The organism is Achromobacter sp. Bel, from assembly GCF_012928505.1.
Taxonomy (GTDB): domain Bacteria; phylum Pseudomonadota; class Gammaproteobacteria; order Burkholderiales; family Burkholderiaceae_B; genus Achromobacter.
Genome location: NZ_JABBJN010000030.1, coordinates 1 through 15,000 on the forward strand (window position 1 = coordinate 1; position 15,000 = coordinate 15,000).

Annotated in this window: 11 protein-coding genes and 1 pseudogene; 3 read left to right on the plus strand and 9 right to left on the minus strand. The window is 64.6% G+C overall.

Annotation, left to right across the window (positions count from 1 at the left end; all coding sequences use genetic code 11):
- Positions 1 to 39: 39 nt before the first annotated feature.
- Positions 40 to 1,650, minus strand: coding sequence for an MFS transporter (locus tag HG262_RS18740; protein ID WP_169272449.1), 1,611 nt, complete (start codon positions 1,648 to 1,650; stop codon positions 40 to 42).
- Between the two features lie 104 nt (positions 1,651 to 1,754).
- On the opposite strand from HG262_RS18740, the gene HG262_RS18745 reads away from it, so the two are divergent.
- Positions 1,755 to 2,645, plus strand: a complete 891-nt coding sequence (locus HG262_RS18745; protein WP_169272450.1) for a LysR family transcriptional regulator — start codon at positions 1,755 to 1,757, stop codon at positions 2,643 to 2,645.
- Between the two features lie 41 nt (positions 2,646 to 2,686).
- Here the strand turns inward: HG262_RS18745 and HG262_RS18750 are convergent, their stop codons facing one another.
- The 3 genes and pseudogenes from HG262_RS18750 to HG262_RS31035 form a co-directional block, all read right to left on the minus strand.
- Positions 2,687 to 3,685, minus strand: coding sequence for a tripartite tricarboxylate transporter substrate binding protein (locus HG262_RS18750; RefSeq protein ID WP_169272451.1), 999 nt, complete (start codon positions 3,683 to 3,685; stop codon positions 2,687 to 2,689).
- A gap of 43 nt (positions 3,686 to 3,728) precedes the next feature.
- On the minus strand, positions 3,729 to 4,907 hold the full coding sequence (locus HG262_RS31030) for a CoA transferase (RefSeq protein WP_282437041.1): 1,179 nt from the start codon (positions 4,905 to 4,907) through the stop codon (positions 3,729 to 3,731).
- Positions 4,908 to 5,147: 240 nt separating this feature from the next.
- A pseudogene (locus tag HG262_RS31035) lies at positions 5,148 to 5,993 on the minus strand (hydroxymethylglutaryl-CoA lyase); the annotation flags it as partial.
- 143 nt (positions 5,994 to 6,136) lie between these two features.
- Here HG262_RS31035 and HG262_RS18760 point away from each other — a divergent pair.
- A complete protein-coding gene (locus HG262_RS18760; RefSeq protein WP_169272453.1) occupies positions 6,137 to 7,042 on the plus strand; it encodes a LysR family transcriptional regulator in 906 nt (301 codons plus the stop codon).
- 27 nt (positions 7,043 to 7,069) lie between these two features.
- Here the strand turns inward: HG262_RS18760 and HG262_RS18765 are convergent, their stop codons facing one another.
- Positions 7,070 to 8,593 (minus strand): amidase family protein, encoded by a 1,524-nt coding sequence (locus HG262_RS18765; protein ID WP_169272454.1) that lies wholly within the window; start codon positions 8,591 to 8,593, stop codon positions 7,070 to 7,072.
- Between the two features lie 12 nt (positions 8,594 to 8,605).
- Positions 8,606 to 9,577, minus strand: a complete 972-nt coding sequence (locus HG262_RS18770) for a tripartite tricarboxylate transporter substrate binding protein (protein ID WP_169272455.1) — start codon at positions 9,575 to 9,577, stop codon at positions 8,606 to 8,608.
- Between the two features lie 180 nt (positions 9,578 to 9,757).
- On the opposite strand from HG262_RS18770, the gene HG262_RS18775 reads away from it, so the two are divergent.
- Positions 9,758 to 10,660: a LysR family transcriptional regulator gene (locus HG262_RS18775; protein WP_169272456.1), complete on the plus strand. Its 903-nt coding sequence runs from the start codon at positions 9,758 to 9,760 to the stop codon at positions 10,658 to 10,660.
- Between the two features lie 50 nt (positions 10,661 to 10,710).
- On the opposite strand, the gene HG262_RS18780 is transcribed toward HG262_RS18775, so the two are convergent.
- From HG262_RS18780 to HG262_RS18790, 3 genes are all read right to left on the minus strand, one after another.
- Positions 10,711 to 12,306 carry an aldehyde dehydrogenase (NADP(+)) gene (locus HG262_RS18780; protein ID WP_169272457.1) on the minus strand — a complete coding sequence of 532 codons (1,596 nt, stop codon included), beginning with the start codon at positions 12,304 to 12,306 and terminating at the stop codon, positions 10,711 to 10,713.
- A 108-nt stretch (positions 12,307 to 12,414) separates the two neighbouring features.
- Complete coding sequence (locus HG262_RS18785; protein ID WP_169272458.1) at positions 12,415 to 13,749, minus strand: MFS transporter; 1,335 nt, start codon at positions 13,747 to 13,749, stop codon at positions 12,415 to 12,417.
- Between the two features lie 101 nt (positions 13,750 to 13,850).
- Complete coding sequence (locus tag HG262_RS18790) at positions 13,851 to 14,987, minus strand: iron-containing alcohol dehydrogenase (RefSeq protein WP_169272459.1); 1,137 nt, start codon at positions 14,985 to 14,987, stop codon at positions 13,851 to 13,853.
- Between the last annotated feature and the right edge of the window lie 13 nt (positions 14,988 to 15,000).

Consider the following 15,000-nt stretch of genomic DNA (forward strand, 5'->3'; position numbering starts at 1 on the left):
TAAACCCACCGACATGACGCTTCGCCCGGGCCCGCGGCATCAACGACTTACCCCGCCGCAAGCGGATCTTGCCTCCTTGATCGAACATGCTCCGGCGGAAGCGACAGCGCCCGTCGATACGTCCTGAAGGGCATGGATGGGCTTGACGCTGTCGCGCCCCTGCCTTCCGATGGACCAATATAACGCCACCGCCGTCCCCACCGTCACGGCGCACAGTACGTAGAGCAACGCGGCAAACGCTTGCCCCGACGCCAGGATCAATGCGGCTTGTTGCGCCGACGGCAGTAGCGTCATCGCCCCGGCCACATCGCCGGCCACCAGACGCTGGGCGGCCGCCCCCGCCGATGCCGCCTCGCCTGGCGTGGCTGCCGCAAGATAATAGGTCGTGAGGCCGGCCAGTACCGCACTTACGATCGCCAGCGCCAGGCCCTCGCCTGCCACCCGCGAGGTGCTGAAAATGCCGGCTGCCATGCCTGCACGCTCGTTAGGCACCACGCTCACCGCCAATCCATCCATCAACCCCCAAGGCAAGCCAATGCCTGCGCCGATCAGCAGCATTGGCCCTACGCTGGCGGATACATCGGCCTGCTGTGTCGCGTGACCCAGCCATGCCAACCCTGCCGCGTTCGCCAGAAGGCCGACGGCGCACAGGCTCGCTGCCGAAAACCGCTGCACCAGGCGCCCGGCCAGCATCGGCACCACCATCAAGGGGCCCGACAATGCCATCATCAGCAGGCCCGCACGCACCTCGTCCAGCCCCACCACCGCAATCCAACGCACGGGCAACAGGATCAAAAGCACCACGAATCCGTACGCCGGGGCCGCGGCCAACAGTTGAACGCCCACGAAGGGCGGATGACGGAACAACGAGAGATCCAGCAACGGCCGCTTGCAACCCAGCTCGATTTTTACGAACGCGATGAACGACAGCACGCAACCCGCCAGCAGCCCCAAGGTGCCGCGATCCGCCCAGCCCGCGCCCGGCACGCGCAGCGCCATGCACGTAAGCAAAGCCAGCGCGGCCGAGAACGCGAACGCTCCCCCCCAGTCCAGACTGCCCGCATCCGGATCGCGCGATTCGCGCAGATAGCGCCATCCCAGCCCCCACGCCGCCAGCGCCATCAAGGCAGTCAGGCCGAACACGCCGCGCCAGCCAAATTGCGCCACGAGCAACCCCGACAGGATCGGCCCGAATGAAAGCCCCACGCCGAAGCTCGTGCCCATGAAGCTAAAGGCCCGCGTGCGCGCCGCACCATCGAATTCCTGTGCCAACGCGGCCGCCCCAGCCGACAAGATCGCCGCGCCTCCCAGCCCCTGGGCCGCCCGCAACAGGTTGAACACGCCTATTCCAGGCGCCGCGATCAGCGCCAGCGATGCCAGCACGAAAAGCGCCGCACCCCAAAGATATACGCGCCGGCGCCCATGCCGGTCAGCCAGTCCCCCAGCGGCCAACAAGGTGCTGCCAAACGCCAGCATGAACGCGTTGGTCACCCAACTGAGCGCCTCCGGGCTCGCATGCAGCGCATGCACCAGCGACGGCAGCGCGACCGCCGGGCCGGTAAAACTAAGCGGCATTACGAGTGCGCCAAGGCATACGGCAGCAAGTGCCCACCGCTGCGAGGCGGAAGAAGTTGGAACGGGCGCGGTCATCGTCAATGTGAAATCCAAAAAAGGGATTTCAAGATAGTGGTTCCGACTTGGCGGATAAATGGGGCGATAATCCTGTCATTACGGAATAAGATTCTTGAATAGACATGGACCGTCTTGCCGCTCTCATGCCCTTTGTCTGCAGCGCCGAGCTGGGCAGCTTCGCCGCCGCGGGCCGCAACCTGGGCCTATCGCCCTCCGCCGTGGGCAAGGCCGTCGCCCGCCTGGAAGAGGACCTGCACGTGCGTCTGTTCCAACGCAGCACGCGCCGCATGCAGCTCACCGAAGAGGGCCGCCTTTACTTCGAGCGCTGCAAGCGCATCCTCGACGACCTTGATGACGCCCACGCCATGCTGTCGCGCACGCGAGACGAACCGCGCGGCCGTCTGCGCGTCAGCGCGCCGCTGATCAGCTATCACTTTCTACTACCGGTGCTGCCCGATTTTGCGGCGCGATATCCGGGCGTCGAGCTCGACCTGGACTTCAATGATCGCGTTGTCGACCTGATCGGCGAACGTATCGACGTCGCGATCCGCAGCGGTGACCTGCCGGACTCCCGACTGATGGCCCGGCCGATGAGCCAGTTTCGAATGTTGTTGTGCGCCTGCCCGGAGTACTTGGCAAGGCATGGGACGCCGCAATCGCCCAACGACCTGCAAGCGCATGCCGCGGTCCGATTCCGCTTTCCAAACTCTGGAAACCTGCAACGCTGGCCGCTGGCGCATCCCGACCCTGCGGTGCGCACGGCACTGACCTGCAACAACATGGAAGCGTTGCGCGGTGCGGTGATACAGGGGTTCGGCATCGGTTGCATGCCGGATTTCCTGGCGCGCGATGCGTTAGCAACGGGTGTGCTGGTAGAGGTGCTGCCCCAACACACCGAAGGCATGGGCCGATTCCAGCTGGTGTGGCCGTCGAACCGGAACCTGTCGCCCAAGGTGCGGGTGTTCGTGGACTTCATGGGGCAGCACTGCGGGGATACGCAGGCGAAACGGTGAATGGCGAGAATGGCCGGGTTGTCGATCAATCGCCCCCGTGCCTATTGCAATTCGATATTCGCATTCTTCACGATTGCCGCATATTTTCGAGTCTCGCTCTTGAAGTAATCGAGCGATTTCGCAGGGTCGAGCATGGTGATCCTATTGCCCTGCACGTCCATGGCCTTTTTGGTTTCTGGATCGTGGTATGCCGCGTCGAAAGCCCTGTACACACGCCGCACCTGATCGGCCGGCAATTTCGCCGGCCCGATCACCGCGAACCAGCCTTCCACTTCGTAATCGGGCATGCCTTGTTCACGAATGGTGGGAATCTCTGGCGCCGCGGGACTCCGTTCCTTGCTGCCCACGCCAATGGCTTTCAGCGCACCGCTTTTCAGATGCGGCAGGATCGACGGCAGCGAGGTCACGCCAAAGTCAACCTGACCGCTCATGATGTCGGTAACCATGGGGCCGGTTCCCTTGTACGGAATGTGGCGGATTTTCAGTCCATTTTGCTGCAGGAATAGCTCACAGCCCAAGTGCAGGATGGTGCCGTTGCCCGAGGATCCATAGTTATAGGCGTCGGGCTTCGTACGCAAGGCAGCGACCAGATCGCGCACGTTGGTGTACGGCAGCTTTACAGGATTCACGACCAGAAGCAGTGGCGTGGCGCCTATGATGGAAATCGGCGTGATGTCCAGGATCGGATCGAACGGCACGGACTTCAGCACGCTGGGAAAGATCACATGATTGTTGGACACCACCCCTAACGTGTGACCATCGGCGGTGGCGCGCACGATGGCCGACGTGCCCAGAATGCCACCCGCCCCCGGCTGATTTTCCACCACCACCGACTGCCCGAACGCTCGATTCAGCGCAGGCCCGGCGGAACGCACGATGGTGTCCACGCCAGACCCCACGCTGATGGGCAGAATCAACCTCACCGGCCGGGCACTGTCCTGCGCGCGCGCAACACGCAGCGCAAAGGGGGCCATCAGCATGCCCGCCCCCAAGACGCCCAGCATCCCGCGCCGAGTCACCGATCTATCGAATGCCTTCATGATGCTGTCTCCTTGTTTTATAGGTATAAGCGCAGCCAGGCCGTCAGTGGATGGCGCCTTGCTCGCGCAGCTTGTGAATACTCTCGTCCGAGTAGCCCACGCTTCTCAGCAGATCCGTGGTGTGCTCTCCCATGACGGGGGGTTGCAGCCGCACATCCAGCCGCGCTCCGTCCATGGTGATCGGGAACAATGTCACCTTCGCTTGCTGCCCGGCGCGTTCGCCATCGGTCAACCGTATATTCGCCAGGCCACCGGTGGCGCGCAGATGGGGATCGTCGAATAGTTCTTCCGGTCGGACAATGGGCGCGAACGGCAACCCGTTCTTTTCGAAGATACGCGCCAATTCGTCCACCCCATACCCCTGCAAACGCGACCGCAGATCGGCCAGCAGTTGCGCGCGCGCTCGCACCCGGTCATTGTTCGTTTTCAGATGCGACGCATTTTTAAGATCGTCAAACCCGAACGCATCGCAGAATGTGATCCACTGCGCGTCGCTGACGGCCGCCAGGAAGATCTGACCATCATCCTTGACGGTAAAAACGTCGTACAAGGCCCATGCGGAAATGCGTTCAGGCATGGGTGCGGCGGCTTGGCCCGTGACCGCGTATTGCAGCATGTGTTGTCCGACCAGGAAGACGTTGTTTTCGAACAGCGCCGACTGCACTTCCTGCCCAAGACCCGTCGCCCTGCGTTCTTGTAACGCGCCCATCGCCCCTATCGCACCGAACATGCCGCCCATGATGTCGTTCACACTTGAGCCCGCGCGCAAGGGATCGCCAGGACGTCCTGTCATGTACGCCAGGCCGCCCATCATCTGCACGACTTCGTCCAGCGCAGTGCGTTGTTCATAGGGACCCGGCAAGAACCCCTTGCAGCTGACATAGATCAGGCCACGGTTTCGCTGACTCAACGAGGCGTAGTCCAGCGCGTATCTCGCCATGACGCCGGGTCGGAAGTTCTCGACCACGATATCGGCGCTGGCGCATAGCTTGTGCGCCGCTTCGGCGCCCGCAGGGCTGCGCAGATCCAATGAAATGGACTTTTTATTCCGGTTGAACATCGGAAAGAACCCCGCGCCCGCGCCCAGCAGGTGACGGGTGCGGTCGCCCTCGATGGGTTCGACCTTGATCACTTCAGCGCCCAGGTCAGCCAGCACCATTCCACAGGTCGGTCCCATCACCATGTGGGTGAACTCCACCACACGGATGCCGACCAAGGGCAGACGGCGAGTCCTGGCAGCGGCCGATGCGCCGGGCGCCGAGGCGTCTCCGGCCGGAACGCCGTTGCTGGCTGCGACGGCGCTAGCCTGTTCTGCTGCCGCTGCCGGGGCGTCAACTTCCGCGCCGTCGTCGCCCGCGCCCAACGCCACGCCCTTCCATATCTTCGGCAATCCCGCCTTCGCAATCGATCCGCCCAGCGTTTCCCCTTCCAGCCAAACGCCGGCCTGCCTACGCAAGGCCAACAGCCGCGGCATGTCCAGCCCAGTGTGCACGCCCATGCTTCCCAGCAGATAGGCCACGTCTTCAGTGGACACGTTGCCGCTGGCGCCCGGCGCATGCGGACATCCGCCGATACCCGCCAGGCAGGCGTCGAATCGTGAGATGCCCGTTTCCATTGCCGCCATGACATTAGCCAGCCCCAGACCCCGCGTGTCGTGGAAATGCGCGCACGTCAGGCGATCGCCGGCAATACGGCGCGCGGCCTCAAACAAGCGCCGCACCATCAGCGGGTCCGCATACCCCACGGTGTCCGCAAGGCTGACGCAATCGGCGCCCGCGTCCAGCAACGCCTGCATCAATCTCAGCACCTCGACCGGGTCCACATGCCCCTGCAGCGCGCAGCCGAACGCGGTGCCCACGCCGCCTTCCAACAACATGCGCGAACCGGCGGCATCGCGCGCCGCGCGGATTTTGGCGACCTCCTTGACCACGTCGTCAGGCGTCTTGCGCAGATTGGCCAGGCTGTGCGCATGGCTGGCTGACAGCGGCACGACCATCAGGTCCGCGCCACATTCGATGGCGCGTTCCGCGCCTTTCAGATTGGGTACCAGCACCGTCGCCCGCAAACCAGGAAATGTCCGGGCATACGCCACCAACTCTGCCGTGTCGGCCAATTGCGGCAGCAGGCGTACCGGCACAAACGAGCCGACCTCGATTTCGCGCAATCCTGCGGCATAGGCCTGCGCAATCCACTCACGCTTGATGGGGGTGGGCACCACCCGTGCCAGGCTTTGCAGGCCGTCGCGCAAGCCCACCTCGCGCACGATCGCATGAGCCGGCCAGCCTGTAGGAAGTTCAGTAGCAAACATGAATGACGTCGTCCAATAAGCCTGGAATGGACATAGTGTAGATTTCACCTATCTACCGAATAACGATCATTGGGAATGCAAAACGTTCCAAAACGGAATATCTTATGAAGGGTCTGACGACGTTACTGTGAACGGAACTTCCCATGCGCGATCTGGACCTGACTTCATTGCGGCTGTTCGTAGCCGTTTGCGAAACCCGCAACATCGCCCGGGCGGGCGAGAACGCCAATCTGGTGGGATCCGCCATCAGCAAGCGTCTGGCCCAGTTGGAAAGCACCGTTGGCGCAAAATTGCTGACCCGTCGCAAATACGGCGTGGAGCCCACGCCAGCCGGGGAAACCCTGCTGGAACATGCCCGCGCGATCATGACGAGCACGGCTCGGATCGAGCGCGACATGTCCGCCTATTCCCACGGGCTGCGTGGCCAGATTCGTGTGCTGGCCACGTCGTCCGTGCTGGCTGAATCGTTGGCCGAGGATGTGGCGATATTCCTGCAAGATCCCCGTCATCGCAGCATCCGCGTCGATATGGAAGAAGGCTTGAGCCATCAAGTGATCCGCGGCATCAAGGAAGGGGTGGCGTCGTTGGGCATCTGTTGGGACGCATCGCCTCTGGATGGGTTGCAGTCGCGCCCATACCGCAACGATCATCTGGCGATCGTGGTGCATCCCTCCCATCCCCTGGCGCGGGAATCCACGTTGCGATTCAACCAAACGCTGGACTACGAACATGTGGGCATGCCGGTCGCAAGCTCCGTGCAGGTCATGTTGCACCGGGCCGCGGCGCAAGCCGGGAAACCCCTACTGCACCGGGTGATCGTCTCGAACTTCGACTCGGCCTTGCGTGTGGTTCGCGCGAACCTCGGGATAACTATCGTGCCCTGCGAAGTCGCGCAGCCCTATGCCCGCGCAACGGGATTGATCGTGATTCCATTGACCGACACGTGGGCCGAGCGGCGTTTCACCCTGTGCTTTCGCGACGAAGAGAATCTGCCGCCTGCCGCGCAGGTACTGTTGGACCATTTGGCCAATATGGCGCGTCACGATTAACCCCGTCGGTTCTCATGTCGGCGGCTGCTATACGGCCGACACCGCCTGCGCGCGCCCGCCGCCCTGCCCATGCGGCGGGGTGGTCACAATTGAGGTCAATGCAGGTTCCGCCGGCGCCAGGCCACCCAGGTCCGGTCGCGGACGACCCAGGCCCTGTATGCCCGCGAAGGCCTGTTCCATCGCCTGAGCAGCGGCCAGCACGTCGCGGTCACCCCGAAAGCGTCCCACGATCTGCAGGCCGAAGGGCATGCCCTGCGCGTCGCGCCCGCAGGGCAGCGTCAACGCCGGATGTGTCGTCAGCGTGACGACATACGTCAGCGCCAGCCAGCGGTAGTAGTTCTCTTGCGCGACGCCGTTGACGGTTTCGGCATACAGCTGCGTCCACGGAAATGGCGAGACTGGCGTGGTGGGCGAGAGAATCAGGTCGTAGTCGTCATAGGCACGCTGGAAGCGCTTGATCAGGCGGGTCTGCTCGGCCTGCGCCCATACGCAGTCCTTCAGGCTCATGGCCGCGCCCATTTCGAAATTGGCCCGTGTGTTGGGGCCCAGGCTTGAAGGATCCTTTTCGTAGGCATCGCGCATGCCTGCCACGAAGGCCTCTGCACGCAGCACGTCAAAGCATCGGTGGGCGTCGCCCAGATCCAGTTCGATGGCATCGCAAGCCGCGAACAGGTGCCGCATGGCAGCGATCTTCTCCCTGAAGACGGCGCGTATGCCGTCATCCACGGCGCAGCAGCCGAAGTCCTCGGTGTAGGCCACGCGCAGTGATCCCAGGTCCGCCACGCCCGGACGCAGGAACTGCAGCGGGTCAAGCGGATAGCTGAGCGGATCGCCGGCGTGCGGCCCGGCCGATGCCGCCATCTGCAGGCAGGCATCCGCCACCGTACGCCCCATTGGCCCGACGACGGAGATCGGTGTCCAGCCCAGCAATTTGCGCACGCTGGGGACGATGCCAGGCGACGGGCGAAAGCCCACTACGCCGCACTTGGACGCGGGGATGCGCAGCGAACCGCCGGTATCCGACCCGGTGCACACGGGCAGCATGTCGCAGGCCAGCGCCGCGGCGGAACCTCCCGAGGAACCGCCGGCGTTCAGGTTGGGGTTGAAGGGATTGCCTGTTGCGCCCCACACCGTATTGCGTGAATTGGCGCCCGCGCCCATCTCCGGCACGTTGGTCTTGGCGGCAACGATGGCCCCGGCGCGCCGCAGCCGCGCCACCAGCTCAACGTCCGCTTCGGGCACGTAGCCACGATACAGCGCCGAGCCGTAGGTCGTCAGCACGCCGGCCGTGGCCTCCAGGTCCTTCACGCCCATCGGCAGGCCATGCAGCAGGCCCAGCGGCTCGCCGGCCATCACGGCGCGCTCGGCCGCGCGCGCCTCCGCCCTGGCCCGCTCGTAGGCGGTGGCCGTCACGGCGTTCACGTACGGGTTGACGGCATCGATACGCGCGATGCAGGCCTCCAGCAATTCCACCGGCGAAAGCTGCCGCGCGCCGATCATGCGCCGAAGCTCCACGGCCGTCAGGGATACCAGGGTGTCGTCCAATGCCATCGTCTTTCTCCTTTAATCGATCTTGATGTTCGCGCGCTGCGCGACCGCTCTCATCACCGGCAATTCCTGCTGAATCAGCGCCTCGCCCTCGGCCGCACTGGCGAAGGCCGCATCGAAGCCCTGGGCCTCCAAGCTCTTCTTCACTTCTGGCGATTCGACCGTGGCGCGCAGCGCGTGCTCCAGCCGGCTTTTCACATTGGCAGGCAAGCCGCGCGGCGCGGCCACCATCAGCCAGGTATCCATTGCCACCGAGGGATAGCCCTGCTCCGCGAACGTGGGCACCTCCGGCAGGAAGGCCGAACGCGCAGGGCCGGAAATCGCCAGCACCCGCACCTTGCCTTGCTTGCTTTGCGGCAGCGCGGCGGCCACGGTGTCCACCGAGAACGGGATCTGGCCGCCGATCAGGTCAGTCATCGCGGGCGCGCTTCCCTTGTACGGTACGTGCGTCATCTTCAGCTTTGCCGACGCCATGAAGGCTTCCCCGACGAAATGCGCCGTCGTACCGGTGCCGAACGAGCCGTACGGCGGCTGTTCCTGCGCGTGATCCTTCACATAGGCGACGAACTCCTTCAGGTCCTTGACCGGCACCTTGGGGTTGGCCAGCAGGGCCAGGCCCGTGCGGCCGACAATGCCGATGGGCTCGAAGCTCTTTACCGGGTCATAGGGCAGATGGCTCTGGATCGCCGGATTCACGGTGAAGGTTGTGCCCGAACTCACCAACAACGTGTAGCCGTCGGGCGCAGCCTTGGCCACGAAGCTGGCGCCGATCACGGTGCCTGCGCCGGCGCGGTTTTCCACCACCACGGTTCGGCCCAGTTCCTGACCCAGCTTTTGCGCCACGACCCGCCCCAGCACATCGGTGGCGCCTCCCGGGGGAAAGGGCACAACCATCGTCAACGGACGGCTGGGATAGGCATCCTGGGCCGCTGCGGGGACAACGGCGGTGGCAAGGGCGAGACTGACTGCAAGAAGCAAGGTGTTCATGGCTGTGCTCGAGGAAGGGGGGTGGAAAATGCGGCGTTTCGATCGCGTCGGATCGCAACATGGCTGTGGTAAGCACCGTCCGCGAAGGAATTGCCCCCATCCTAGAATTCACGGCGGCATTGCGGCAATATCAACGGATAGAATTCTTCTTTGCGTTTTCCGCAAACCAGGAGGCCCGCCATGAATGCCCAAGTCCTGCAGGAAATCTCGCTGCGCTACTTCCTGGAAGTGGTGCGTACCGGTTCGGTCAGCGCAGCCGCGGCCCGCCTGGACGTCGCCCCCTCCGCCGTTAGCCGTCAAATCGCCCGGATGGAGCGCGAACTGGATACGCTGCTGTTCGAACGGCAATCCCGGGGCATGACGCCCAACGCCGCCGGTGAATTGCTGGCCGCGCATGCCAAGCGCATGCAGCAGGACGTCGAACGCGTGGCAGGAGACATCCTGGCGCTGCGCGGCTTGCGGCAAGGTCATGTGCGTATCGCCAGCACGGAAGGCTATGCGTCGGAATTCGTGCCCGCCGCGATCGCCCGGTTCCGCGACGATTTCTCAGGCATCCGCTTTTCGCTGGACGTGTGTTCGCAGCAAGAGATCCCCCAGCGGATCCGCGACGGCTCGGCCGACATCGGGGTCACGCTCAGCCTGACGTCGCAGCGCGATATACGGGTAGAAGTCCGCGTGCCGGCGCCGGTCCGGGCGATCCTCGCCGTCGACCACCCGCTGGCAAGCCGGCGCGACCTGGCGCTGCCGCAGTTGATTGGCTACCCCCTGGCCTTGCCCTCTTCCGATTCCACGCTGCGCCAACTGATCGACATCAGCTGCAGCCGCCAGCAGCTGCATTGCGAGCCTGCCTTCACTAGCCGCAGCATCGACGCGCTGGTGGGTTTTGCCAGCGCAGGCGGCGGGGTCGCCTTCTGTGGAGAGCTGGCGATCCGCAACCGCCTGCAATGGGGCAGGATCGTCGCGGTGCCGCTACGGGACCGCGAAATGAATGAACGTCATTTCGAAGTGCAGACCCTGGCGGGGCGCATCATGCCCGACGCCGCCAAGGCGTTCATCGCCAGCATTGCCAAGGCGGCATCGTGATCCAGGCGGCAAGGCCGATTCTCGGCCCGCGCCTGGCCTGGACCCGCCGGTTAACTCCCCTGCGGCCGGGTCGGCACCCCATCGATCAAACGCCAGGCCGACAGCGGATTTTCTTGTTGCAGTGCCTGGGGCCGAAGTCCGTCCGGCAAGTCTTGATAGCAGACAGGCCGTAGAAAGCGCTCAATGGCGGTTGCCCCGACCGAGGTGTGCGCCGCATTGGACGTGGCGGGGAACGGCCCACCGTGCACCATCGCGTAACTGACCTCGACGCCCGTCGGGAAGCCATTGGCGAGGATACGGCCGCACTTGCGCTCAAGCACGGGGACAAGCTTGCGGGCCGCCGCAAAGTCCGGCTCATCGATCTGCAACGTCACGGTGAGCTGGCCCTCCAGATGCTCCGCGACCTGCAGCAACTCTTCCAGGTTTCGCGCCTTCACGATCAGGGAGGCCGGGCCGAACATCTCGGCCTGCAAGGCGGCGTTGCCCAGCAGGCTCTGCGCATCCGTGACGTACAGCGCGGCCTGGGCGGCATGGGACGGGGCCTCGGCGGGGGTGCCGCTTGCCACGAGTTCCACGCCCGGCGCCGACTGAACCTGTTCGCGCCCCTTGCGGTACGCCGAGGCAATGCCCGGCGTAAGCATGACTTGCGGCGCTTTGGAAGCCAGCGCCTGGCCGGCGCTGGCGATGAAACGGTCCAGGTCCGGGCCTTCGATGGCCAGCACCAGGCCGGGGTTGGTGCAGAACTGGCCCGCGCCCAGAACAAGCGATTCGACGAAGCCCTGCGCAATCGCGTCCGTGCGGGCCGCGAGCGCGGCCGGCAACACGAACACAGGGTTGATGCTGCTCATCTCCGCATACACCGGGATCGGCTCGTGGCGGCCATTGGCGATCTTGACCAGCGCCAGGCCGCCTGGGCGCGAGCCCGTGAAACCCACGGCCTTGATGGCCGGATGCGCGACCAGCGCTTCGCCGATCTCGCGGCCGGCCCCGATCAGCAGCGAGAACACGCCTTCGGGCATCTCCGTGCGACGCGCGGCCTTCTGCACCGCCCGCCCCACCAGCTCCGAGGTACCCAGGTGCGCGCTATGCGCTTTGACGACCACCGGCGCGCCGGCCGCCAAGGCCGATGCGGTGTCGCCGCCCGCCACCGAAAACGCGAGCGGGAAGTTGCTGGCGCCGAACACGGCCACCGGCCCCAGCGGAATTTTCACCATACGCAGGTCCGGGCGCGGCAGCGGCTGGCGTTCGGGTTGGGCCGAGTCGACGGTCGCGCCAAGAAAGTGGCCGTCCCGTACCACCTGGGCGAAAAGGCGCAGTTGGCCCATGGTGCGCCCCCGTTCACCGGTCAGGCGCGCCCGGGGCAGACCGCTTTCGGCATGGGCGCGCTCGATGAGTTCGTCGCCCAACGCCAGGATCTCGTCCGCAATGGCTTCAAGAAATTCGGCGCGGCGCACGAGCGGAAGATTTCGATAGGGATCGAATGCCGCAGCGGCCAGTTGCGCAGCGCGCTCAACGTCCGCACGGGTACCGAGGCCAAAGACCGGCTCTGAAATCTCGGCGTTCAACGCCGGATTGAAGGCGCGCTGGGTGCCGCCCGTGCCGCGTACCGCGGCATGGCCGATCAGCATCTCTCCTGTGATCTGCATGAAGGGACTCCTTGAATGGTGTTCTGAATGAATGAAGGTGCTTCGCGCACTGCCGGCGGCATGGCGCCGCAGCGCGCGAAGAAGGCTTCGGTGGAATAACGGGATGGATCAGTCGTCCAAGGGCTGACCGCTGCGGTCGCGGGCCACCGCCACGGAAATGATGGACACGGCGGCGCATGCGGCCAGGAACAGCACCACGGGCACATAGCTGCCGCTGAAGTAAGCGATCAGCGCGGTGGCGATCAAGGGCATCGGCCCGCCCACAAGCGCCGCGCCGATCTGGTAGCCCAGCGACATGCCGGTATAGCGAATGGCCGGGGGGAACGCTTCGGCCAGCAGCGTGCCGATCATCGCGCCGTAGCTGGCCCAGATGACACCAAAGCCCACGGCGATCGCAAGACCGGCAGCCCAGACCGACTTTTGGTCCAGCAACCAGAAGTACGGAAAGATCCACACCAGAAAGGCCACGCTGCCCCCGATGAACACCTTCTTGCGGCCGATGCGGTCGGAAAGATGGCCAAAGAACAGCATGGCCGGAAAGGCGATCAAGGCACAGACCAGCACGATGTTCAGGATGGTCGAGCGGGCGAACCCGTGGTCCATCATGTACGAGATAGTGAAGGTGGCATAAAGGAAAAAGGTGGAGGTCTCCACGACCTTCGCGCCAATCGCGATCAGCACTTCCCGCCAGTGGTGCTGCAGCGTTTCCTTGAGCGGAATACGGGCACTGCTGCGGGTCGCCTGGATTCTCTTGAACGAAGGCGTTTCGCCCACGGCGTTACGGATCCACATACCGACCATCACCAGCACGATCGAGCCCACGAAAGGAATGCGCCACCCCCAGGCCTGGAAGGCTTCTTCACTCATGCTGGCGCTGAGCAGCGAGGTAATGATGTTGCCCAGGGCAAGGCCCAGCACGGCCCCGGTCTGCGGAACGGCCCCGTAGAAGCCGCGCTTCGTCCGCGGGGAATACTCCACGGCCAGCAGCACCCCGCCGCCCCATTCGCCGCCCAGCGCCAGGCCTTGCATCAGGCGCAGGAGGGTCAGCAGGATGGGCGCGGCCAGCCCGATCTGCGCATAGTTGGGCAAGAGGCCCATGAGCACCGTTGACAAACCCATCATCGACAGCGTCATCGCCAACGTCTTCTTGCGGCCGATGCGGTCGCCGATATGCGAAAAGATCACGCCGCCCAGCGGACGGACCAGGAAGGCCAGGGCAAAGGTGGCCAGCGCCATCATCTGGCTCACCAGCGCGTTGTCGCTGGGAAAGAACTGCTTGGCAAAAATGATGGACGACATGGTTCCATACAGGAAATAGTCGTACCACTCGATGGTGCTGCCCACGGCGCTGCCCATGAGCGCGCGGCGGCGCTCGGATTCGGGGACCAGGGTTTCTTTATCGGCCGCCGAAAGTCCGGGGCCGTTGACGGATAGGGTGCTCATGTCTCCACCTCATTGGGTTTGTTCATGGAAAATCGCCATCCCATGCGGATGCGGGATGGGTCTTATGGCAAATCGGGGTGCGCCCGCAGGCGCCTGGCGCTTTACGTGGAGGCGCGCAGCATCGCCACGTAGTCGTCGGCACTGGCTTCGCGCGGGTTGGTGCGATGGCTGTGGTCCGCCAGCGCGCCCTTGACGATGCGTTCGTAGAACGCTTCGGTCACGCCCAATTCGCCCAGGCCCGTGGGCAGGCTCAGGGCTCGCGACTTGGTCACAAGCGCCTCTTCCACTGACTGCGACGCGGACAGGCCCATCGCCTGTTGCAGGCGGGCGATCTTGTCTTCACGCGCCACGGTCTCGGCGCCACGGTTAAAGCGCACCACCGCCGGCAGCAGGATGGCGTTGAGGGTGCCGTGATGCAGTTTGGGATTGATGCCGCCCAGGGAATGGCTCAGGCTGTGCACACAGCCCAGGCCCTTCTGGAAGGCCAGCGCCCCCTGCAGCGAGGCGCTCATCATATTGGCGCGCGCGTCGATGTTGGCCGGCTCGTTCACCGCGACTTCAATGTGGCGCCAGGCGCGCCACAGGCCGTCAAGGGCAATGCCATCGGCCGGCGGGTTGAAGGCCGGGGCAAGAAAGGTCTCGATGCAATGGGCGATGGCGTCCATGCCCGTGGCGGCCGTCAGGCCGGCGGGCAGGCCCAACGTAAGTTCCGGATCGCAGATGGCGACCTTGGGAATCACGTGCGGCGAAAGAATGCCCACTTTGCGCCCGTCTTCCAGGATGATGATCGCCCCGCGGCCGACTTCGCTGCCGGTCCCTGCCGTCGTGGGAATGGCGACGATGGGCAGCGTGGCGGCCGTGATGTTCTGCATGCCGCCTTCGATCAAGGCAAATCGGCGCAGCGCGCCCTCATGGCGCGCAGAAACGGCCACGGCCTTGGCCAGGTCGATCGAAGAACCGCCGCCGACGGCAATAACGCCGTCGCAGCCCGCGTCCGTCAGACTTGCCACGCCCGCACGCACGGCCGTTTCCGAGGGGTTGGGCGGCGTGTCGTTGAACACCGCGAAGCTGGCGCTTCCCAGGGCCGACTTCACGCGATCGATAATGCCCGCCGCTTCCACTCCCCGATCGGTCACGATCAAAGGTTTTGTAATACCCAGGCGGTGGCAGACCTCGTTCAGGTCTGCCAGGACGCCGGCGCCGAAGTGAATTTCGGTCACGTAGTTGATAAGTGCCATGCTGCCGCTACTC